The following is a 20,645-nucleotide window of genomic DNA, read 5'->3' on the forward strand; positions in this document are numbered from 1 at the left end:
GCTGAGTATATAATTTTAAAAAAGAGCACTATGCCGTGCCATCTTTTACTACGTCACTGCTTGAAAACACCCTTCATACGCGCAAATAAGACACTCCAGAACAGTTTGAAGACACTGATTTTTTGCGACGGCAATTCACTGGCATCTGCCCCGCCCATGCGTGCCGCCAGGTTACGACCAAAATCGGCGATCATGCGTGAGACGAAATCCTTAACCAGCCCAGACCGGGAAAATTGCGCCAGCGGGCCCTGCAGCATATGATCAAGGCTGATTTCCACGCGGGTGCGCTGGCCGCCTTCGAGACCCACCACGCGATAACCGATATCTCCCTTGGCGCGTGAATGACTGATGGTGTCGGCGCCCGCGCCGCGCAACATGCCGACTCTTTCTGTATCGTTACGCTCCAACGTCGCCGCGCCATTGAAGGCAGCCGCAATCGGACCGAACTTGATGGCGATCTTGCCTTTGACCGTACTGCCGTCGTTTTCCAGCACCTCTGCACCGGGTAGGCAGGAGGCCAGCGCCGTCACGTCGCCCATGAATTCCCATACCTGTTCCGGCGGGAAATCGACGCTGAAACTGTCGTCCATATGCGTCCAGCCCTTGCGTTCCTCAGCGCCGACGCTTGTAGTGCCGGCCTCAGCCGGAGCTGACGCTACTGGAGAAACCGAACCATCATCACGGGCCGTAAAGGTACGAAATATCGTAGAGGCCTGCGAGCTTGCGGACTGAGGCAGTGGGTGCGCGGCTGCCGCAGCCGATTGCGGTTCTGACTTGAGATTCGCCAGCACCGACTGGATCGCCCGCACAATGCCGACATAACCGGTACATCGGCACAGATTCCCCGACAACTCGACACGTATGCGATGCTCATCCGCATCCGGCAGTCGACGCACAATATCGTAGGCAGTCGCCAACATCCCCGGTGTGCAGTACCCGCATTGCAATGCATGCTCTTGTGAGAAAGCCGTGCGCAAGCTGGCCATGATGGGGTCGCTTTCGTAGCCTTCGATGGTCTGCACCGTCTTTCCTTCACAAGCGACAGCGAACGTGATGCATGAGCGAACCGGCTGATCATTCACCAAAACGGTACATGCGCCGCAGACACCATGTTCACATCCAAGATGAGTGCCGGTGAGGCTGCAATGCTCCCGAACGAAGTCGCCCAGATGCGTGCGCGGTGCTACGGCATGCTGCTGCTCACGGCCATTGACATGCAAGCGGATGGCTTGCATGCCCGCTTGCGGATTGATTTGCGCACTTGCTTGCATATTATTTCACCTCCAAAACTTGCTTGACACAACGCTTCACAGCTGCAGCCAATAATTGACGTTGCATCGCGTCCTTTCCCGGCGCTACCTGGGCCACAGAGCGCGACACCGCCTCATCCGACAGCGCCGCAACACCATGCTGCGCTACTGCTGCGGCCAATGATTGCAAGGCCATCGGCGCCCCGTCGAGGGCACCCAGCATGATGCGCGCGATGCGTAGCTCCGGATCGAATACGGCGGCACAACTGGCTTCGGCAAACTCCCCAGTCTTGCGGCAGAACTTGTAATAACCCCAGCGCATCGCGGTCGAATAGCGTGCAAGACGCAGGCCAGACAGCAACTCGCCCTCCTGCAGCGCAGTTGTGAACGCACCGGACATAAACTGTGCCATGGCAACCCAGCGCTTTCCTTTTGGTCCCGTACATTGCAACTGAGCATCCAGTGCCGCCATAGTCAGTACCCAGTCGGCCGCCGGGTCGGCGTGCGCCAGACTTCCCGCCAGCGTGCCGCGATTGCGGATCGCCCGATAGGCAATGTCGCCGGCGATTCGGCGCAACATCTGCGCCAGACTGGGAGAGTCGCTCAGCAATGCATCAAGCCGGCCATCCTCGATCTCCGCATGTGTGATCGCACCGCCGATCCAGTACCCCTCCGAAACAGACGCTACCTGGCGCATTTCAGCAAGATCGGAAACATCCACCAACAGGCTCGGACGGACCAGACGCAAGTTGAGCATCGGCCCCATGGACTGGCCACCGCCTATCGGTTTGACTGTGCCACCGCCCTGCAGCAGCAGTTGCGTAGCGTGTTCCAGTGTCTGAGCGAGCTGATATTCAAAAGCGGCGGCTTTCATGCAGCCTCCCGTGCTGTCGTGCCTTGTGTTCTGGCATGCGCCAGCGCTTGCAGCAGACGATGCGGCGTCAATGGGGTTTCAGTGACTTCCGCCCCGAGCGAACGGATAGCATCGTTGACGGCATTGAAAATCGCTGCCGGCGGCCCGATAGCACCGCCCTCGCCCACACCTTTCATGCCGAATTCAGTGTTCGGGGAAAGCGTTTCCATGTGCTCGATGCGAAAATTAGGTAACTCGGTCGGACCCGGCAAAATATAATCTGCCAAGGTCGACGTCAAGGGCTGGGCATTGTCGTCGTACAGCACTTCTTCATAGAGGGCTGTGCCGATACCTTGCGCCGCACCGCCATAAGTTTGGCCTTCGACCACCATCGGGTTGATCATGCGACCACAGTCTTCGACGATCGCATAGTCGAGAATCTCGACATGGCCGATTTCAGGGTCAACCAATACCAGGCAAGCATGTGTCGCATAACTGAAGGCGCCGGTATCGACCTTGGGCTTGTAAGCCATGGTGGCTTCCAGACCGCCCAGATCCACATCCTGCGGCAGGCGCTCCGGGTGTAAATACCAAGCGTTGGCGATTTCCTGCAAGGTTACGCTCTGCGTTCCGGCGACCACTGCACCACGCTCTACGGTGACCGCATCCTCGGACAGCTGCAACAAATGTGCACCGATTTTTTTCAACTTCGGCAACAACGCCTTGCAAGTGACCGAAACCGCGCCGCCAGCCATGACAATCGCACGCGAAGCATAGGTACCGGTGGAGAAAGGGGTATTGCCGGTATCGCCGTGGATTACCTTGGTTTTTGCCACCGGTACGCCGAGAATTTCATTGGCGATCTGCGCCAGCGTGGTTTCCATTCCTTGTCCGTGCGAATGCACTCCCACCCGCACTTCAAGTCCGCCATCCGGCGTCAAGCGCACAGTTGCCTGGTCGTAGCCTGGCACCAATGGCAGGCCCCATGACGCAAACACGGCGGTGCCGTGGGCCGACTGCTCGGTATACGTCGCAAAACCAACACCGACTAAACGGCCATCGGCTTCGCCTTTAAGCTGGCGCGCCCGAATCTCATCGAAGCCTATCATTTCAACGGCTCTCTTCAGGCTGGCCTGATAGTCACCGCTGTCATAAAACTTGTTAGCCACGTTCCGGTAAGGCATTGCTCTGGCTGGGACCAGATTATCGCAACGCACTTGCCACGGCTCGCGCCCGACCTTGCGCGCAATCGCATCCATCAGCAATTCCATGGCAAAGCACACACCAGTCCGCGCCACGCCGCGATACGGCAGAAATCCCGGTTTGTTGGTCGCAACGCAATCGGTGCGGCAACGATAACCGTTAAATTCATATGGTCCAGGCAGATTTCCGGTCGCCTGCCCCGGCTCCAAACCGATGGTGAAAGGCCACGCAGAATAAGCGCCGCCGTCGATGATAATATGTGCATCAAGCGCCAGCAGACGGCCATTCTTGTCAGCGTAGGCCGTCATATCATAGTGATGTTGACGTGAATTGGCGCCGGCGATCAAATGCTCGCGTCTGTCCTCAATGTAACGAAACGGCTTCTTGTAGGTCAATGCCAGCCAGGCGACACACAACTCTTCTTGCTGCAGCACACACTTGTATCCAAAGGCGCCGCCAACATCGGGGGCCACCACCCGCACCAACGCATGCTCGATGCCAAGACACTGCGCCAGCACCGTACGAATCATATGGGGTACTTGTGTCGCCGTATATACCACCAACTGACCGAACTGATGATCCCAATAGGCCATTACGGCCTTGCCTTCCATCGGCACCATGCACTGACGTGCCAGATTCACTTTCTTCTTGACGATCACCGGCGCATTTTTTGAATGCTGGTCAAAACCATTGTCCACGTTCATGGTCAGAAATACGTTGTCGTCCCAATGATCATGCACGCGCACGTCCTTGCGCGCCAGTGCGGCAAAGGCGTTGGCCAGCGGTGGCAACTCTTCCAGATCCAACCCTATCTGCTCGGCGATATCTTCCGCCTCCGCCCGTGACGGTGCAAAAGCAAGCGCCACAGGTTCGCCAACAAAGCGCACTTTTTCATGTGCCAGCGGCGGATGCCTGGAAGGTTTATAGGTTGGCAAAGCTGAATCGGCGACGATATCGCTAGCGCCGACCATGTCGGCCCGCGTCACCACCTGCATCACATTGCCTGTCGTTTTCTGAATGCCGAGTATCTTCGCATGCGCCAAAGGGCTGCGCAAAAATGCGACTTCCTGCATTCCCGGCATAACCAAATCGGCCACAAACCGGCCACGTCCGTGCAAATGACGTTCGTCTTCCTTGCGCAGTACGCGCGCGCCCACTCCGCCATCACTACTGGTTGCGCCATGAATCCTACTCATGAATTGAACTCCTGCCTGGTCAACATCGATAGTCGGATAGCTTTGCGACGGCTTAACCAGTCGTAAAACTCACCCACTACACCTTTGCGAAAGGCCATGACGCACACCACGAAAATCACGCCCATGATGACCGTGACCCAATCACCCACCTTGTCGGCGAAAAAATTTTGGAGAGAAACGATGGTCATTCCGCCAAAAAACGGGCCCGCGAACGTCGCGGTTCCACCGAACAGGCTCATCAGTATCACCTCTCCCGAAAGGTGCCAGTGCACATCGGTCAGCGTGGCGATTTGCATCGCCACCGCTTTGGTAGCGCCCGCCAGCCCGGTCAGTGCCGCCGACAGGACGAAGGCGATCAGTTTGTAACGGTTGACATCGTAACCAAGCGAAATGGCGCGCGCTTCGTTTTCGCGGATCGCTTGCAACACGGCGCCGAACGGCGAATGAATGATGCGGTACAAGGCCATCACCCCAAGCAGAAACACGCCCAGGACAAAATAGTACATGGCGGTATCGGACTCCAGGCTGAACAGGCCGATGAAATTGCCGCGCGGAATACTTTGGATACCGTCTTCGCCCCCTGTAAACGGCGCCTGCAGGCAAAAGAAATAAACCATTTGCGCCAACGCCAGCGTAATCATCGCGAAATAAATCCCTTGCCGCCGAATCGCAAGCCAGCCGATGCCCAGGCCCAGCACGGCTGCCACGACGGTACCGAACAGGATAGCGACCTCAGTCGGTAAGCCCCAGGTTGTGGCTGCATACCCGCAGACGTAAGCTGACAAACCAAAAAAAGACGCATGCCCGAACGACAGTAGTCCAACCTGGCCGAGCAAAAGATTGAATGCGGCGGCAAACAGCGCAAAACACAGCGCCTTGATAGCAAACAACGTATATATGCCGCTAAACGGCACTCCCAGAAGCGCGATCAGGAGCAGCACGCATGCCAGCGTTTTGCCGTCGAAATTAAGCTTATTCAAGATTTTTCCTTGCCGAAAAGACCTGACGGACGCACAAGCAATACGAGTGCCATCACCAGGAAAACTATGTTGGATGAAAATTCGGGATAGACCACCTTGGTCAAACCCTCAATGAGTCCAAGCCCAAGGCCGGTCACAATTGCGCCGAGTATTGATCCCATGCCGCCGATCACGACTACAGCAAACACCACGATAATCATGTTGGCCCCCATCAGCGGTGTGTTCTGGATAACCGGGGCCGCCAGTACGCCGGCAAAGGCTGCCAGCGCGACACCAAAACCATAAGTCAGGGTCACCAGCAGCGGCACGTTGATGCCGAACGCCTGGGTCTGCTCGGGCTTTTCGGTGGCTGCACGCAGATATCCTCCCAGGCGGGTCTTTTCAATCGCAAACCAGCTCAGCAAGCACACGGTCACCGAACAGACTACCACCCAGGCCCGATAGACTGGCAAGGTAAGGAAACCGAGTTCGATCACACCGCGCAGCGATTCCGGCACCGGATATTGCTGACCCGACACACCGAACCATTCCACGAACAAACCTTCTACGATCAAACACAGACCAAACGTCAGCAACAAACCGTACAAATGATCCAGCTTATACAAGTGGCGCAATAGCAGACGCTCGACCACCATACCTGCGGCACCGACCAGGATCGGGCACAACAGCAGAGCGACCCAATAGTTGATGCCAAGATAGGTCATGCCGAGCCAGGTAAAATACGCCCCCAGCATATATTGCGCACCGTGGGTGAAATTGATGATGTTGAGCATGCCGAAAATGACGGCCAGCCCAAGACTGAGAATCGCGTAGAACGATCCGTTCACCAGTCCCAGCGCCATCTGGCCAAGCAACGCTTGCAACGAGATATGAAATATTTCCATTGTTATGGTCTCCTCGGGCCTTCTCTAAACACCCAGATAATTTTCGATTAAGGTCCGATTTTTTTCCAATTCGTCGTACGCCACCGTCGCGACGATATTGCCATGCTCAACCACATAATTGCGATCGGCCAGAGGTGCAGAGAAACGGAAATTTTGCTCAACGAGAACGATGGTATAGCCACGCGTCTTAAGCTCTTTCAGCACCTTTCCAAGCGTTTCAACCACCACCGGCGCCAGGCCTTCGGTAATCTCGTCAAGCAGCAGGAGTTTGGCTCCGGTCCGCAAGATGCGCGCCATCGCCAGCATTTGCTGCTCACCGCCCGACAATTTGGTCCCCTGGCTTTTACGCCGCTCGTACAAGTTGGGAAACATCTGATAAATCTCAGTCAGCGTCATGCCGTCGGCGCCGACTTGAGGTAGCAGCAACAGATTTTCCTCGACGTTGAGCGAAGCATAGATACCACGTTCCTCCGGGCAGTAACCGATGCCCAGCCTGGCGATGTGGTGCGGCTTTAAACCGGTCGTTTCCTGCCCCTGCACCCGGATTGATCCCTTGCGGGTACAGCCGATGCCCATGATGGCGCGTAGCGTGCTGGAGCGACCGGCACCATTGCGCCCCAGCAGGGTCACCAGTTCGCCTTCGTTAACATGGAAGCCGATGCCGTGCAGGATATGAGACTCGCCATACCAGGCATTCAGACTTTCGACGCGCAGCATTTCTTTACGCATGACCGCCTCCCAGATAGGCTTCAATCACCTGCGGATTGGTCGAGACATCCTTATAATTGCCATGCGCCAGCACCTGTCCGCGCTGCAAAACCGTGATGGTGTCGGATATATCGGACACCACTTTCATGTTGTGTTCCACCATCAAAATGGTTCGACTGGCGCCGACGCGTTTGATGAGTTCTTTAACGCGATCCACGTCTTCTTGCCCCATCCCCTGAGTCGGCTCATCCAGCAACATCAGTTCGGGATCCATAGCCAAAGTAGTGGCGATCTCCAGCGCACGCTTGCGACCGTACGGCATGTCGGCAGCTTTAGTATCCGCATACGCCTCCAGATCGACGGTTTTCAACATCTCCATTGCCTGTCCATTGAATCTATCCAGCACCTTGGACGATTGCCAGAAACGCGACGCGATGCCAGCCCTTCCCTGCAATCCAATGCGCACATTCTCCAGCACCGTCAAATGTGGGAACACCGCTGAAATCTGAAATGACCGAATCACTCCCGCACGCGCAATCCGCGCCGGATTCACCTGGGTAATGTCGTTGCCCTTGTAAATAATCTGTCCCGAAGTTGGAATCAGAAACTTGGTCAGCAAATTGAAAAACGTCGTCTTGCCTGCACCGTTGGGGCCGATCAATGCATGGATCTTGCCCGCTTCAAAACGTAGATTCACGTCTTTCACGGCGACAAATCCTTTGAATTGCTTGGTCAGACCTCGTGTTTCAAGTATGGTCTGTTGCGCCATTTTGTCTCCTTCTTGCCTTTTCTTGTATTAAATTATTTGCAGAAAAATCTTTGCATTGGGATCGCAGCATCTATGGTCGATAATCAGCTGTCGCGAAATTTGTCGGCGAATAACAATATGCCTTCTGGAATCGCCGCATGTTGCCGCACCGAAATGGCCCAGGCCGTTTCTCTGCATTTTTTTATTATTGATCTGTATGCTAAAATAAAATTACTCAGTACACAAACAATTAAATGTAATTTCGCCGAAATTTATTATTCATCACACCTCAACAACATCGCTTATGGAAACAACATGCCAAAAACATCGAAAGCAAACGAACCAGTCAAAGAACCACTGGCTGCCCGTCCTGGTTATTTGTTGCGTCGCCTCAACCAGATCCATGGTTCTCTTTTTTTCGAAGAGTGCAAAAACTTCAATATCACTCCGGTCCAGTACGGCATGCTGACCGCTCTCTCCGCCTCGCCCGGTTTGGATCAAACCGCACTAGGCCATGAACTTGGGTTAGACCGCACCAATACCGCCGATGTTTTGCGGCGCCTGGAAGAGCGCGGCCTGGTCACCCGCCATCAAAGCGAAACGGACCGGCGGGTGAAGCATGCATTCAATACCGCTGAAGGTGACAACATCACCAGCACCATGTACCCAGCCATGCAATTTGCTCAAGAACGATTGCTGGCTCCGCTGAATCCGCAAGACAAGAAAAAGTTCATGCAACTTCTTCATATACTGGTTGAAGGTAATAACGAGCACGGCCGCGCCAGCATGCGCGCGCTTTGAAGTCTGCGCATTCATACGGGGTAAACCAAGTCATTAGCGATGATGGTTGTGTCATAGACGACCTGGCGCTCCTTTAGCAAGCGCCCGCCTGCTTCAAATCGGTCGTAGTATCGCCCCGCCATATGCAATGTGGTGGGACCTTCCACGAGCGTTTGCAGCAAGATGAAATTGGATTGCGCCAATATGTCTCCGCTATCCAGCACTTTGAGCACACGCACATTGCCGACCACATGCAGGTTGTAGCGCGGCGCGAACATTTGGGTACGCGCGATAGCCGCTGCACGGTCGTGCAGCATATTTTTTCCTTGCGCATACACCAGTCCAACCAGCAAGCCTTCATCGGCATTTTCCTTTGCTGTGATGCGGTAGACGGCATCCTCGGTAAAAAAATCCGGCCATTGTTCGACTTCGCCCGCATCCAGGACGGCGCAATAGTCTGCATTGAACTCCTCAATCGCAAAACGCATCTCGCGCGCCGCAATCCGGTCGACCTCAGTCGCCTGATAACCCTTTAAAATCAACATCTTTCAGCCCCTGTGCTTAAAGTCCCATGACTTCACGATAATGTTTGTACATTGCGCGGATCGCTGCCTCAGAAATCAAGGAGCCTGCCGTACCGACATTGCCGGAGTCCAGCTTGACTACGTTCATGTCTGACTTTGATCTTCTTACGCCCTCTTGCACGAATTTGATTGCCTCGTTGTCTTCCAACCCGAGAAACCCAGACGGCCCCATCAAATTTCCCTGGCGCAAACGATGACTGGTCATTTCATCAGTATCGTCTTCGTACCCAAACATGGTCCACATCATCACGAAACTGTTTGGTCCGTTCGGAACGAGTTGCCGTACCCCGAGCGTATTCATTTCGCGCTGAACGATAAGGTTGGGCCATATCGTCTGCATCGTGACCGACCAGGGAGAATCGAATTCCTTGATGAATTCGAGAAAGCGATCGTCCAGCAAACTCATCCCGTCATGGAACGAACGCATCTCTTTTTTTGTCTCTTCGCTGACCTGTGCGTACTTGTCTTCCTTTTTTGCCGATGCCATCGTGCCGTGGATGCCGTATTTGCTATCGGCGATCATCGCCGACTCGTTGCCCGCCACCATCAGGCCGAACACGACCAGAAACGAATGCAGCAAGGTCGCGTGGTAAGGATCCTTCAGATTTTCCAGATACATCTTCCAATTGGCAGGAAGTTCATTCTTGTAATAGCCATGGATACGCAAACGCTTACCGCTGAAAACGACGTCAAAGTCCTTCAGTATTTCCGGTGTCAGGTAGTCTTCCAAAGGTTCCATGTCTTGGCAAAATGAGGCGAAGATAACGCCATTCCGCATCGCAACCGCCAATTTCTTCAAGCCATGATCTTCATTGCGAAAATCTTTGGGCATGCCGCCGGTTTTATTTACGCCACGCTTGAATGGGATGCCCTGCAGGTTCCCCTTTAAATCGTATGACCACTGGTGATAGGGGCATACGAACTCCTTGTTATTACCCTTAGGATTTCTGCAAAATTCGGCGCCACGGTGCGCACAGCGGTTTTCAAATACACTGACAGAGCCATCCTCAGCGCGTGCAACCACCACCGGTGTGGGTCCGACATATGAGCGTTTATAGTCGCCGGAGTTGGGAATTTCCGCCTCGAGAGCAACAAAATTCCAAGTTCTTCCGTGAAAAATCCGCTCCACTTCGCGTTCGTATATCGCATCGCTGGTGTACACCCAATCCGGGATGAAGTGCAGTGCATCCTCGGGCCATTGATACCCATCCAGATCCTTCCGGTTCTTGTAACCTGCGGTGCGATCCAATATTGCTTGTGATTGATACATTTCTTGCTCCTATATTTCTGCACCTTGTTGGCGCGGTATTTTATTTAACCGTAGCTGCCTTGATGATTTCCCGGATTGACCTTGAGGTATCCAGCAGCTGCGCAGCGGCCACATTCACGCCAGACTCCAGAAGCGTACGCAACGGGCGGATATCGCCGCCGTTGTTAACCGCCAGTACGTATCGCAAATACTCGCCATCAAAGCCAAAGACATCGAATTTTTCGGCGGCCATGTCGCCTCGAACGACGTAGCGAAGGTCTGACTCCGGAGAACCCAGCATTTGGATATTGAATCCCAGCTGATCGGACCAGAACCAGGGAACCACGTCGTAGGCAGCAGAGGCGCCAAGGATCGCCTTGGCGGCCACAATGGCTTGCTCTTGTGCGTTATGCCAAGACTCAAGTCGCACTCGCTTACCGAGAAAGTCATTGAAATGCGATGCGCAGTCTCCTGCCGCAAAAATACCGGGAACAGAGGTCTCGCCGCAGGCATCGACGGCTATCCCGTTATCCAGATGGAATCCAGCCATTTCCGCCAATTCAATATTGGGGACTTGGCCGATGGCCACCAGACAAAAATCAGATTCGAGAATGGCGCCGTTGCCGAGTACGACCTTGCCTCCGGCTTGGTCATACTCGATCGCCTTAATCTCTGCATTTCTAATAATTTCTACGCCAGCCCTGAGATAGCGCTCGTGTAGCCATTCGGCGAACATATGCGGAGCAGCGCGCCCCATAATCTGCACGCCGGCTTCGACTACCGTCACTTGCACCCCCTGTGCGCGCACGGTGCTGGCAAATTCCAGCCCGAGAAAGCCGCCGCCGATCACGACTACGCGCGCACCCGGCTTGATTTTTTTCTTGATCCCGATCACATCTGCCAGGCCGCGCAGGTAATGCACGTTGGGCATCTCTTCGTGCAACCCTGGAAATCGCCGCGGACGACCGCCGGTTGCAACCAGGCACTTGTCAAACGAGATGACGTTGCCATCGGATGTATGTGCGGTGCGATTCTTGGCCTGAATGCTGGTGACATGCACATCAGGGATCCACTCGATCTTGCACTCTGCGTAAAATTCCGGCTTCTGCAGAAAAATACTGGATTCCGCCTGGCTGCCATCAAGTACTCCCTTGGACAAGGGCGGCCGCTCGTACGGCGCATATGATTCCGCCCCCAGCAAAACGATGCGTCCCTGATAGCCTTCTTTACGCAATGTCGCTGCAGCACATCCACCGGCCTGGCCCGCGCCGACGATAAGTATTGTTGGTTGTTCCATGGTAAATATCGGCAACTTAAATATCTGCGTAAATCGAATTGCCATCCACCTTGACAGGGAAACTGGCAATGTTTTCCGTCAGAGGTGCGCACATGGCCTGGCCGGTACGAACGTCAAATCGCCCCTGATGCAAAGGACACTCTATGCATCCGTCCTCAAAGTAGCCCTCGGAAAGTAAGGCGAATTGATGCGTGCAGACGTTGCTGGTGGCGAAATATTGACCGTCAAAAAAATACAGGGCGACCTGTTTTTCTGCTGCATTGACCCCTAATACCTCTCCCTCGGCCAGTTCATCCTTTGTTGCCAATTTAGTCCATGTCATTGCTGTCTCCTGCCATTTGTTTATATTTATCAGCACACTGATTAAATAAATCTAAAATTTAAGCGTTTGTCCTTGAACAACCATTCCAAATATTGCAGTTTCACTTCTATACAGTAGTGCTTCAAAAAAAATCATTACTTCACCTTAGTTCATCCAGCAACTGATCTCGGTTCATGACCGCGGCGTATTTTTGTTCCATGTCGAACAAGCTGGCATCATGCGGTGCAATCGCACGGTCACCGACGCAATCCGCGGCGACTACCGGACGAAATCCCCAGGACATAGCATCCACCACGCTCGCTCTGACGCAGCCGCTGGTGACGCAGCCCGCCACCACCAGTGTCTGCACGCCACGTTGCGTGAGCCACGCAGCAAGTGAGGTAGCAAAGAATGCCGACGGCACTGTTTTTCTAACCACCAATTCGCCATCTACCGGCGTCAACTCCGCGACAATTGCGCTGTTCGGATCATGCTCTTTGAGCGTTAGCATACCCGGCACCTTGATGGTGAAAATATTGTGATCGGCGTCATTGTCGGCAAACACGATGCGGCTGTGCACAATGGCCCATTTGCGCTCGCGTGCAGCCTGCAGCAAGGGCACCGTATTACTGATCGCCTCCGTGATATTGCCGCCGCCAAATACATTCGGATTGGCGAAGCCGTTGACGAAATCGACGATGAGCAATCCTACTGGTCCATGCAGGGGCAACGCGGTGCCAAAACCTTGGCGCTGATATGTTTGCACTTCGGCGTGTTGCTTCATGATGCTGCCTCCAATACTTTGCCTTGATGAACAACGTCCTGGCCGTCAAGGCGCACAGTGCAGTGACGCAGGGGAATGTCGATGTGACAGGCGGTAGTTCGCTTGCCGCCGACTTCATTGTTTGGTCCCAGCGAAAACAGAAAATTTCCTTCGTAAGCCCTGGCATCCATGCCTATCGTGGCTTCGCGGTCATACAAACCCAGCGTCGCGCGGCGCGCACGCGGTTGCAGACCCCAGCCAATGTGCGATATCGCATAGCCTTCCGGATCGTCAAACGACTCCATGTATTCATTCAGGAGCTCGGCGTCAACGCCACCTTCAATCTCGATTGCATAGCCGTTTTTGACAGTCAATACAATAGGCGCCGTCACGTAACATTTTTGCGGCAAAAGAATATCGCCCTGATCGATGACAATTTGGCCGTTGGCCCCACCCTCGTCGGGCCAGGTCAGGACAAAGCCACTGGGCCAGTGGTCCCAACGTCCCGGTTCATCGACGAAACCATACTCGCTAACTGCCGGAAATTCGCCCAGCGGGCAGCGCAAATCGGTACCCGCTGCCGACACCACGTGCATTTCCCTTGCCGCGCTCAAGCGTCGATTCGCCGCGACCACGCGTATCCGGTCGGCTTCGGTAGGCACCATCCGCAACAACACTTCCGGCGGTTCTACCGCCAACAGAATTTTGGTACCCGCTTTCAGAATCTCGTGCTGCTCTGGAGAAAACAGCAGCGTCATCAGATCCAGTACCAGATCACTTTCCTTCAGCGCTGCAATGGCCGGGCGATTGCCTGTCAACGGCGTTGTTCCAAGGTAGGCAAGAGAGTCTCGGCTAAGTGCTTTTTCTCCGTTCACCGGCGGCAAATCCAGTCGATTTACCACCGCCCCCATAGACTGGCAGGCGATCAAGGCGGCAGACAAGGTTTGCGGATGCGTAGCGCTGCTGGTCAGCACCGTCACCATTTGCCCCGCGTCTAGCTTGGACAGCTTCAAGACCTGCTGCCATGCCTTGATCAAATCGTAGTCGCTTACTGACATCACATTTCCTTTCACTATAGCCAAGCTACCGTTGATCAGGCGTGCAGCGGTGTACCGAGAAACTCCCCGAACGCAGAATAGAAGCCCGCCTCGTCGTCCCATGGAATCATATGACCGGCGCCGGGTACATGCGCAACGTCAAGCTGAGGCATCAACTGCCTGATTTCTGATATGTCCTCGGCGCGAATAACATCCCCTCGTCCTGCTACCATCAACAAAGATGGCACCTGGACCTGCGGCATATCGGCATGCACATCATCGGTGTGAAAACTCTCGAAACTGGCGATGATGGCGCGCTCGTCACAGGTATGCAGCCATTCCGCACGCAACTGCAGCTGCTCCGTGGTCCAGGTCGGACAGAAGGTACGCATGACGTCCGCGTCCGCCCCTTCGCGCGCGAGCTTCATGGAATCGAGATACCAAGGCAACTGCGAGGGATAAGCACGCCGGCCGGGCCCGGAAACCGGCGGATCGATCATCACCAGGCGTACCAGCTCTGCGGGTGCCTGACGCGCCATTCTTAGCCCGATTCGAGCACCCATCGAATGACCGATCAAACTGTAGCGCTTGATGCCGAGCGCCTTGGTAAAGGCGATCGCATCTACCGCCTGCGCAGCGAGGCTATAGTCAAGCGTGTCTGAAGACTCCGACAATCCCCTGCCGCGCACATCAAGAATGTAAGTATCGAAGTGTTGCCCCAGGCGTTCGCCGACAAATGCCCACGTGATGGCAGGACTGGTGATACCGGGAATGATCACGACCGCGTCGCGTTCGGCATTCTTGCCGGAAGCCCCGCCGAAACGCAGGTAATGCTGGCGGATGCCGTTGGCGCGTACATGGGCGCCGTATAGTAATGTCGTCATCGCGTGCCGCCTGTCAATAAGCGCCGGAGAGCAACGCACCCGCGCCCGGTACGATTGCCTCAAGCTTCAATTGTTTGAGCATCGCGTAGGTGGTGGCGATAGCTGCGGTAATGACTGGTTTGCCCGTCATCGCTTCCACCTTGGCTACTGCCGGCAGCGAGGGCATCTGTACGCAGGCCGACAATACGATGGCGTCGACATCCTTGATGTTCATTTCCGCAACAATGCCCGGCAACAGCGCAGGATCATGTCGACCGACATCGAGGTTATCTGCAATTTCCAGCGCGCGATAATCGACCACTTCAAATCCTTCGTGACGGATGTAATCGACAACAAGTTCAGTCAGCGGCTTCATATAAGGCGTCACCACAGCGATACGCTTGGCCCCAATCACCTTCAAAGCGTCGATCAAGGCACCGGCGCTGGTGAGCACCGGCGCGTCGGCACCGTTTGCCGTCGTGTGCGCCGTCAACCTGCGCTCCGACTCACGATGATAGCCATGGCCCATCGCCATGATGGCTACCAGGCATGCATAACCCAACACATCTACACGCGCGTCGCTCAGCTCCAGCGCGCAACGGTCAGATTCGGCATCCATGGCCACCAATTCTTCCTTGACCACCTTCTTCATGCGCATGCGGCTGGAATGGAACGTGAAACGTTCCGGCCGCACCAACTGCCTGGCGGCCAGCATCGCTGGGATCTCGGTTTCCATGGTGGTGTTTGAACTCGGAACGATCTGGCCGATTCGATATGGTTTTTGCATTCTTGTTCTCCGTTAAATTTGGTTTAGAGCTTAAAGATGCGCTCTGCATTTTTGTAGGCAACCATCTGTCGCGTTGTTTCATCCAACGGCGCTTGTTCGATGAAATTGGCCGCAACTTCGCTAGATTCGTAGGGGTAATCGACGGAGAACAACACAGCCTCCACGCCCATTTCGCCAATTGCGCCGCACAACGCATGCGGCGAACAGACCCCGGAGGTCGTAATCAAAATGTTGGAACCGAAATATTCTGAAGGCGCACGCGCCAGCGCAATGCCATGCGGATAGACAGGGAAGCGGCTATCAAAGCGCCAGCGCTGGAACGGCAGTCCCTCCCCCATGTGACCAACAATCAGCTTAAGCCGCGGAAAGCGATCAAACACGCCACCAAACAATATTCTCAAGGCATGCGTGGCAGTTTCGACGCCCCACCCCCAAGTAGCGCCGGTCAATTCCGGATGACCGCTCAACGAATACGGCTGGATGTGCGCATCGATCGGATGTAGGTACATAGGCACATCCAGTTCCTGCATCTTTTCCCAGAACGGATCGTAAGAACGATCGTCGTAATACTTGCCGTTGGTATGTCCGTTAACCAGCGAACCTTTGAAATGCAGTTTCTTGACCGCCCGCTCGAGTTCAATTGCGGCCGCATTCGGGTCCTGCATGGGCAAGGTGGCAAAACCAGCGTATCGCGTCGGATGGCGGGCAATCTGCTCGGCTAGAAAATCGTTATTTTGTTGCGCTCGCGAAATTGCTACCGAGGTAAGCGGTTCGGCCTGAACACCCGGCCCTGATTGAGAAAGAATGACAAGGTCAATGCCTGCCCTATCCATTTCTCCCAGTCGGATTTCATCAAAATCAGTCAGCTTTTTCGTCAAGAGAGTACGTCCGGCCTCATCTATATTTTTAAGAAAACCCTTCGAATACTCTTGAAATCCTGGAGCCATAAAATGCTCTTCAAGAGCAATTTTTCGGAGACGTTTCATTTGTTATTCCTCATTTTCAATTAACCGTAACTCTCATAGAGCACCTGCTTCGAACTGCTCGAGAATTTTACTCAGTGCACTGAGTATTTGCATGCATGCGTCCGTATTAAAAAATCAAATACGGGTTTCCACTCCTTGTTGTCAATGCAGTGATGCCTTTGCCGACAAGTGACACTTGACCGATATACTCAGCATACTGATTAAAAGCGAGTATAGATGAAAATTCTGTGGAGTCAACACTCCATCGATAATTAAATTTAGCTAGCCCTTGCCGAGCTCCATGTGTCAATCAGCATCCAAGCTGAATTCACCAATGCTGCTGAAGCGCAAATTGCTGATGCCCACCGCAAGGTAACAGCGTTGGTTGACGCAATCACCATACGCACCGGCCGGTTCCGAAAGTGGGTACTCTCAGCATGAAGTTTTACAGCCTGATGAAATTGGTTCGCCCTAATTCAGTAATTTGCAGAATCAATCCAGCGGAATCGATATCTTGGCTTTCCAGCTCATTTGATCTAATATTACTACTCAAAGGAGCACATCATGACAGTTTCAACCGAGAAACGCCCTCAAGCCAAAAAAGCACTTCTGGCAACAGCGTTTGGACCAAAGCAACCCGCTGAGCCCAGTTTGATGTCGCTGACTGACTTTCGTAACGTGTACGGCTCTACCCCGGCTCTTCGGGTGAGATTGATCCGGCAAGGTGTGCGTGCCGTTGAGGTGAAAGACATGGTGCGCATGATGGATACTCCTCAGGACAGGATTTTCAAATTCCTGCGGCTGTCAACGGCCACCATCAATCGCAAAGCGAGCAGAGATGAGGAGCTTTCCGCGCAAGACAGCGAACGTGTGCTCGGCATGTCCAATTTAATTGGCCAGGTACAGGCAATGGTGGAGCAATCCGGCAACCTGGAAGGATTTGATGCCGCAAAATGGGTTGCGCACTGGCTGGAAGAACCAATTCCCGCCTTAGGCGGTGAATGCCCGGCGAGTTACATGGACACCATGGAAGGTCAAAAACTGGTTTCCAATCTTCTGTCCATGATGCAAAGCGGAGCCTACGCTTGAGCCGGGTGGTGTGGCGCATTGCTGCCGACACGCCTGACTATACTGCTGACGACCTGACTGGCGCCGGTGCGAAGGTCACCGGCGGGCGCTGGAATCGCCCCGGAACTGGTTTACTTTACTGTGCAGAAAACATTGCCCTGGCTTGTCTGGAAACATTTGTTCATGTGAAGTCAGCCGGGCTGCCTTTAAATCGTTACCTGGTGCGAATCGAGATCCCTGACGCCGCATGGAAAGCGGCCGTACGGGTAACTGCGACAACCTTGCCAGTCGGATGGGATGCCCTTCCAACAGGCAAGGTAAGTCTTGACGCTGGCGACGCATGGACTGCCGACGGCGCTTCTGCCTTGCTACTGGTGCCGTCTGTCATTGTTCCAGAGGAACAAAACGTCTTGATTAATCCGTTGCATGCAGATGCAAAAGACATCACGGCAACCAAGCTCAGGAAATGGCTCTATGACCCAAGAATGGGCTAGGCTCGGCGCGGAACGCGTTGGAGCCATCTCGCCGCGACCATTCTTCTGGGGTGACTGGCAATGCGAACGGCCGCTCGATAAATTTATCTACACAATTTATGCCCACAGATTGACCAGTGGTCCTGCCTCTTCAATCAGAAAGGACTTCAACACGCTGGCCGCCGGCGACAGCCGTTTGGAGGGTAAATGCGTAACATACCAGTGGCGCACAATCGGCAAACCCTGAATATCCAACAGCACCAGATGGCCAGACGCCAGTTCGTGCCGGACAGTGCGCAGTGACAGGAAACTCAGTCCCATGCCAGCCATGACGGCCTGTTTGATCGTTTCATTGCTCGGCATCTCCATCACGATATGCAGACTGATGCCGTGTTCGGCAAACAGCCGCTCCATTGATTGGCGGGTACCGGACCCCACTTCCCGCACCACAAACTCCTGATCGTTCAGTATCGACAATGGCGCATTGCGTCTGCGCGACAACGCATGCTCCGGCGCACTGATTATCCCCAGCGGATTGGTTGCAAATGCGGTAGCAGTGCATTCGATCGTGTCGGGAGGGCTTCCCATGATCACCAGGTCAATCTCATTACGCATCAGGAGCTTCATGATGCTCTCCCGGTTGTGGATTTGTAATACCACTTCAACGTCCGGGAACTTCCTGCGAAATAGCACCAGCAGCATCGGGACGAAATACTTCGCCGTACTGACAATTGCCAGTTCAACACGTCCCCTCTTGATACCGCGCCGTTCCGCCATCGCATCTTCCAGTTGCTTCAGTTGGGCAATCGCTGCAATCGCGTACTGCTGGAAATCCTGCCCGGCATCAGTGAGCCGAATCTTACGGCCCGTCTGCTCGTATAACGGCATGCCGATCGCTTCTTCGAGTTGTCGCATCTGCATCGATACCGCCGGCTGGGTGACGTGCAGCTTTTCAGCAGCGCGCGAAATCGACAGGTCGCGTGCGACTTCGAGAAAGGTATCGAGTTGGCGGAGGGTATAGCGGCGCATGACAATTTATCCATAAGTATTTACTGATGTGATTTGTATTTTTATTTATTAGACCTGATGCTAGTCGTTTTATATAGTCAAGTCCATAGATAGTCAAACGGGCATCGGCCCAACTGAGGAGAGCACGATGGGAAGCAACGAAACAACATTAATTACCGACTATAAGAAACGCTACACCGCTGGAGTGCTTAAGTACGCGCAGATGGGTTATTGGGATGCCGACTATGTGCCGAAGGAAACCGATGTGTTGGCCGTCTACCGGATCACGCCGCAGGATGGCGTCGATCCGATCGAAGCCGCAGCAGCGGTTGCCGGTGAATCATCGACGGCCACCTGGACCGTCGTATGGACTGACCGCCTGACTGCATGCGACATGTATCGCGCTAAAGCGTATCGGATTGATCCGGTACCGAATAATCCGGAACAATATTTCTGTTGGGTTGCTTACGACATGTCGCTGTTTGAAGAAGGCTCGATTGCCAACGTGACCGCTTCCATCATTGGTAACGTGTTTAGCTTTAAACCATTGAAAGCAGCACGCCTGGAAGACATGAAGTTCCCGGTTGCGTATGTCAAGACCTTCCCTGGCCCGCCGACCGGGATCATCGTCGAACGTGAACGCCTGGATAAATTCGGACGCCCGCTGCTCGGCGCAACCACCAAGCCGAAACTGGGTTTGTCAGGCCGTAACTACGGTCGCGTGGTGTATGAGGGCTTGAAGGGCGGCCTGGATTTCATGAAGGATGACGAGAACATCAACTCGCAGGCTTTCATGCACTGGCGTGACCGTTTCCTGTTCGTGATGGAGGCAGTTAATCGGGCCTCGGCTGCGACGGGTGAAGTGAAAGGCCATTACTTGAACATTACCGCCGGCACCATGGAAGAAATGTATCGTCGGGCCGAGTTCGCCAAAGACCTGGGGTCGGTTGTCGTCATGATTGACCTTGTGGTCGGCTGGACGGCGATCCAGTCCATGTCCAACTGGTGCCGGCAGAATGACATGGTGCTGCATATGCACCGCGCCGGACACGGTACCTACACACGGCAAAAAAATCACGGCATATCGTTCCGCGTGATCGCCAAATGGTTACGTATGTGCGGTGTCGATCATCTGCACACAGGCACTGCAGTCGGCAAGCTCGAAGGCGACCCAATGACGGTGCAGGGCTATTACAACATTTGCCGCGATACGCAAACCAAGGTCGACCTGCAACGCGGCATCTTCTTCGATCAGGACTGGGGCGCATTGCGCAAGGTCATGCCAGTCGCCTCCGGCGGGATTCATGCGGGGCAAATGCATCAGTTGCTGGATCTGTTTGGCGACGACGTGGTGCTGCAGTTCGGCGGCGGCACGATTGGTCATCCGCAAGGCATCCAGGCGGGTGCAGTCGCCAACCGGGTAGCGTTGGAAACCATGGTGCTGGCACGTAACGAAGGCCGTGACATCAAGAATGAAGGGCCCGTCATTCTGCGAGATGCTGCCAAATGGTGCTCCCCATTGAAAGCGGCGCTCGATACCTGGGGTGAAATTTCATTCAACTACGCCTCGACCGATACGTCTGATTTCACCCCGACGGCTTCCGTTTCCTAACGGGAACCACCACGTTCATCGAAGAATTAAAGAGGA

At 54.4% G+C, this 20,645-nt stretch carries 21 protein-coding genes; 4 read left to right on the plus strand and 17 right to left on the minus strand.

The window, feature by feature from the left end; genetic code table 11:
* Positions 1-53: 53 nt before the first annotated feature.
* The 7 genes from AC3CHX_RS12040 to AC3CHX_RS12070 are packed head-to-tail and all read right to left on the minus strand — an operon-like array spanning position 54 to position 7,843.
* Positions 54-1,235 (minus strand): xanthine dehydrogenase family Fe-S subunit, encoded by a 1,182-nt coding sequence (locus AC3CHX_RS12040; protein ID WP_488644808.1) that lies wholly within the window; start codon positions 1,233-1,235, stop codon positions 54-56.
* Positions 1,236-1,272: 37 nt separating this feature from the next.
* Positions 1,273-2,124, minus strand: coding sequence for an FAD binding domain-containing protein (locus AC3CHX_RS12045; protein ID WP_488644235.1), 852 nt, complete (start codon positions 2,122-2,124; stop codon positions 1,273-1,275).
* On the minus strand, positions 2,121-4,502 hold the full coding sequence (locus AC3CHX_RS12050; RefSeq protein WP_488644236.1) for a xanthine dehydrogenase family protein molybdopterin-binding subunit: 2,382 nt from the start codon (positions 4,500-4,502) through the stop codon (positions 2,121-2,123). Before AC3CHX_RS12050 ends, AC3CHX_RS12045 begins: the two co-directional genes overlap by 4 nt.
* A complete protein-coding gene (locus tag AC3CHX_RS12055) occupies positions 4,499-5,482 on the minus strand; it encodes a branched-chain amino acid ABC transporter permease (protein ID WP_488644237.1) in 984 nt (327 codons plus the stop codon). Before AC3CHX_RS12055 ends, AC3CHX_RS12050 begins: the two co-directional genes overlap by 4 nt.
* Positions 5,479-6,366, minus strand: a complete 888-nt coding sequence (locus AC3CHX_RS12060) for a branched-chain amino acid ABC transporter permease (RefSeq protein WP_488644238.1) — start codon at positions 6,364-6,366, stop codon at positions 5,479-5,481. The genes AC3CHX_RS12055 and AC3CHX_RS12060 overlap by 4 nt, the downstream gene beginning before the upstream one ends.
* 24 nt (positions 6,367-6,390) lie before the next feature.
* A complete protein-coding gene (locus AC3CHX_RS12065; protein WP_488644239.1) occupies positions 6,391-7,095 on the minus strand; it encodes an ABC transporter ATP-binding protein in 705 nt (234 codons plus the stop codon).
* Positions 7,088-7,843: an ABC transporter ATP-binding protein gene (locus AC3CHX_RS12070; protein WP_488644240.1), complete on the minus strand. Its 756-nt coding sequence runs from the start codon at positions 7,841-7,843 to the stop codon at positions 7,088-7,090. The genes AC3CHX_RS12065 and AC3CHX_RS12070 overlap by 8 nt, the downstream gene beginning before the upstream one ends.
* 72 nt (positions 7,844-7,915) lie before the next feature.
* On the opposite strand from AC3CHX_RS12070, the gene AC3CHX_RS12075 reads away from it, so the two are divergent.
* Positions 7,916-8,623 (plus strand): MarR family winged helix-turn-helix transcriptional regulator, encoded by a 708-nt coding sequence (locus AC3CHX_RS12075; protein ID WP_488644241.1) that lies wholly within the window; start codon positions 7,916-7,918, stop codon positions 8,621-8,623.
* An 11-nt stretch (positions 8,624-8,634) separates the two neighbouring features.
* On the opposite strand, the gene AC3CHX_RS12080 is transcribed toward AC3CHX_RS12075, so the two are convergent.
* The 9 genes from AC3CHX_RS12080 to AC3CHX_RS12120 all read right to left on the minus strand — a co-directional run bounded on the left by AC3CHX_RS12080 (position 8,635) and on the right by AC3CHX_RS12120 (position 16,469).
* Entirely contained in the window at positions 8,635-9,090 is a 456-nt protein-coding gene (locus AC3CHX_RS12080; RefSeq protein ID WP_488644809.1) for an aromatic-ring-hydroxylating dioxygenase subunit beta, read from the minus strand.
* A 73-nt stretch (positions 9,091-9,163) separates the two neighbouring features.
* The gene (locus AC3CHX_RS12085) at positions 9,164-10,456 is read right to left on the minus strand and encodes a Rieske 2Fe-2S domain-containing protein (RefSeq protein WP_488644242.1); all 1,293 of its coding nucleotides are present in this window, start codon (positions 10,454-10,456) and stop codon (positions 9,164-9,166) included.
* Positions 10,457-10,496: 40 nt separating this feature from the next.
* Positions 10,497-11,732 carry an NAD(P)/FAD-dependent oxidoreductase gene (locus AC3CHX_RS12090; RefSeq protein ID WP_488644243.1) on the minus strand — a complete coding sequence of 412 codons (1,236 nt, stop codon included), beginning with the start codon at positions 11,730-11,732 and terminating at the stop codon, positions 10,497-10,499.
* 16 nt (positions 11,733-11,748) lie between these two features.
* On the minus strand, positions 11,749-12,054 hold the full coding sequence (locus AC3CHX_RS12095; protein WP_488644244.1) for a non-heme iron oxygenase ferredoxin subunit: 306 nt from the start codon (positions 12,052-12,054) through the stop codon (positions 11,749-11,751).
* A 139-nt stretch (positions 12,055-12,193) separates the two neighbouring features.
* A complete protein-coding gene (locus AC3CHX_RS12100; RefSeq protein WP_488644245.1) occupies positions 12,194-12,817 on the minus strand; it encodes an isochorismatase family protein in 624 nt (207 codons plus the stop codon).
* The gene (locus AC3CHX_RS12105) at positions 12,814-13,854 is read right to left on the minus strand and encodes a 2,5-dihydroxypyridine 5,6-dioxygenase NicX family protein (protein ID WP_488644246.1); all 1,041 of its coding nucleotides are present in this window, start codon (positions 13,852-13,854) and stop codon (positions 12,814-12,816) included. Before AC3CHX_RS12105 ends, AC3CHX_RS12100 begins: the two co-directional genes overlap by 4 nt.
* 35 nt (positions 13,855-13,889) lie before the next feature.
* Positions 13,890-14,717, minus strand: a complete 828-nt coding sequence (locus tag AC3CHX_RS12110) for an alpha/beta fold hydrolase (protein ID WP_488644247.1) — start codon at positions 14,715-14,717, stop codon at positions 13,890-13,892.
* A 13-nt stretch (positions 14,718-14,730) separates the two neighbouring features.
* Positions 14,731-15,483, minus strand: coding sequence for a maleate cis-trans isomerase family protein (locus tag AC3CHX_RS12115; RefSeq protein ID WP_488644248.1), 753 nt, complete (start codon positions 15,481-15,483; stop codon positions 14,731-14,733).
* A 23-nt stretch (positions 15,484-15,506) separates the two neighbouring features.
* The gene (locus tag AC3CHX_RS12120; protein WP_488644249.1) at positions 15,507-16,469 is read right to left on the minus strand and encodes an amidohydrolase family protein; all 963 of its coding nucleotides are present in this window, start codon (positions 16,467-16,469) and stop codon (positions 15,507-15,509) included.
* 543 nt (positions 16,470-17,012) lie between these two features.
* Here AC3CHX_RS12120 and parS point away from each other — a divergent pair.
* Together parS and AC3CHX_RS12130 are read left to right on the plus strand one after the other, a co-directional pair.
* Complete coding sequence (gene parS / locus AC3CHX_RS12125) at positions 17,013-17,537, plus strand: type II RES/Xre toxin-antitoxin system antitoxin (protein ID WP_488644250.1); 525 nt, start codon at positions 17,013-17,015, stop codon at positions 17,535-17,537.
* Complete coding sequence (locus AC3CHX_RS12130) at positions 17,534-18,010, plus strand: RES family NAD+ phosphorylase (protein WP_488644251.1); 477 nt, start codon at positions 17,534-17,536, stop codon at positions 18,008-18,010. The genes parS and AC3CHX_RS12130 overlap by 4 nt, the downstream gene beginning before the upstream one ends.
* A 96-nt stretch (positions 18,011-18,106) precedes the next feature.
* Here AC3CHX_RS12130 and AC3CHX_RS12135 read toward each other — a convergent pair whose 3' ends face one another.
* Positions 18,107-19,018 (minus strand): LysR family transcriptional regulator, encoded by a 912-nt coding sequence (locus AC3CHX_RS12135; RefSeq protein WP_488644252.1) that lies wholly within the window; start codon positions 19,016-19,018, stop codon positions 18,107-18,109.
* 127 nt (positions 19,019-19,145) lie between these two features.
* Between AC3CHX_RS12135 and AC3CHX_RS12140 the strand changes: the two genes are divergently transcribed.
* The gene (locus AC3CHX_RS12140) at positions 19,146-20,609 is read left to right on the plus strand and encodes a form I ribulose bisphosphate carboxylase large subunit (protein ID WP_488644253.1); all 1,464 of its coding nucleotides are present in this window, start codon (positions 19,146-19,148) and stop codon (positions 20,607-20,609) included.
* The last annotated feature ends 36 nt before the right edge of the window (positions 20,610-20,645 follow it).

The sequence above is a fragment of the Glaciimonas sp. OK215 genome (genome assembly GCF_057787885.1).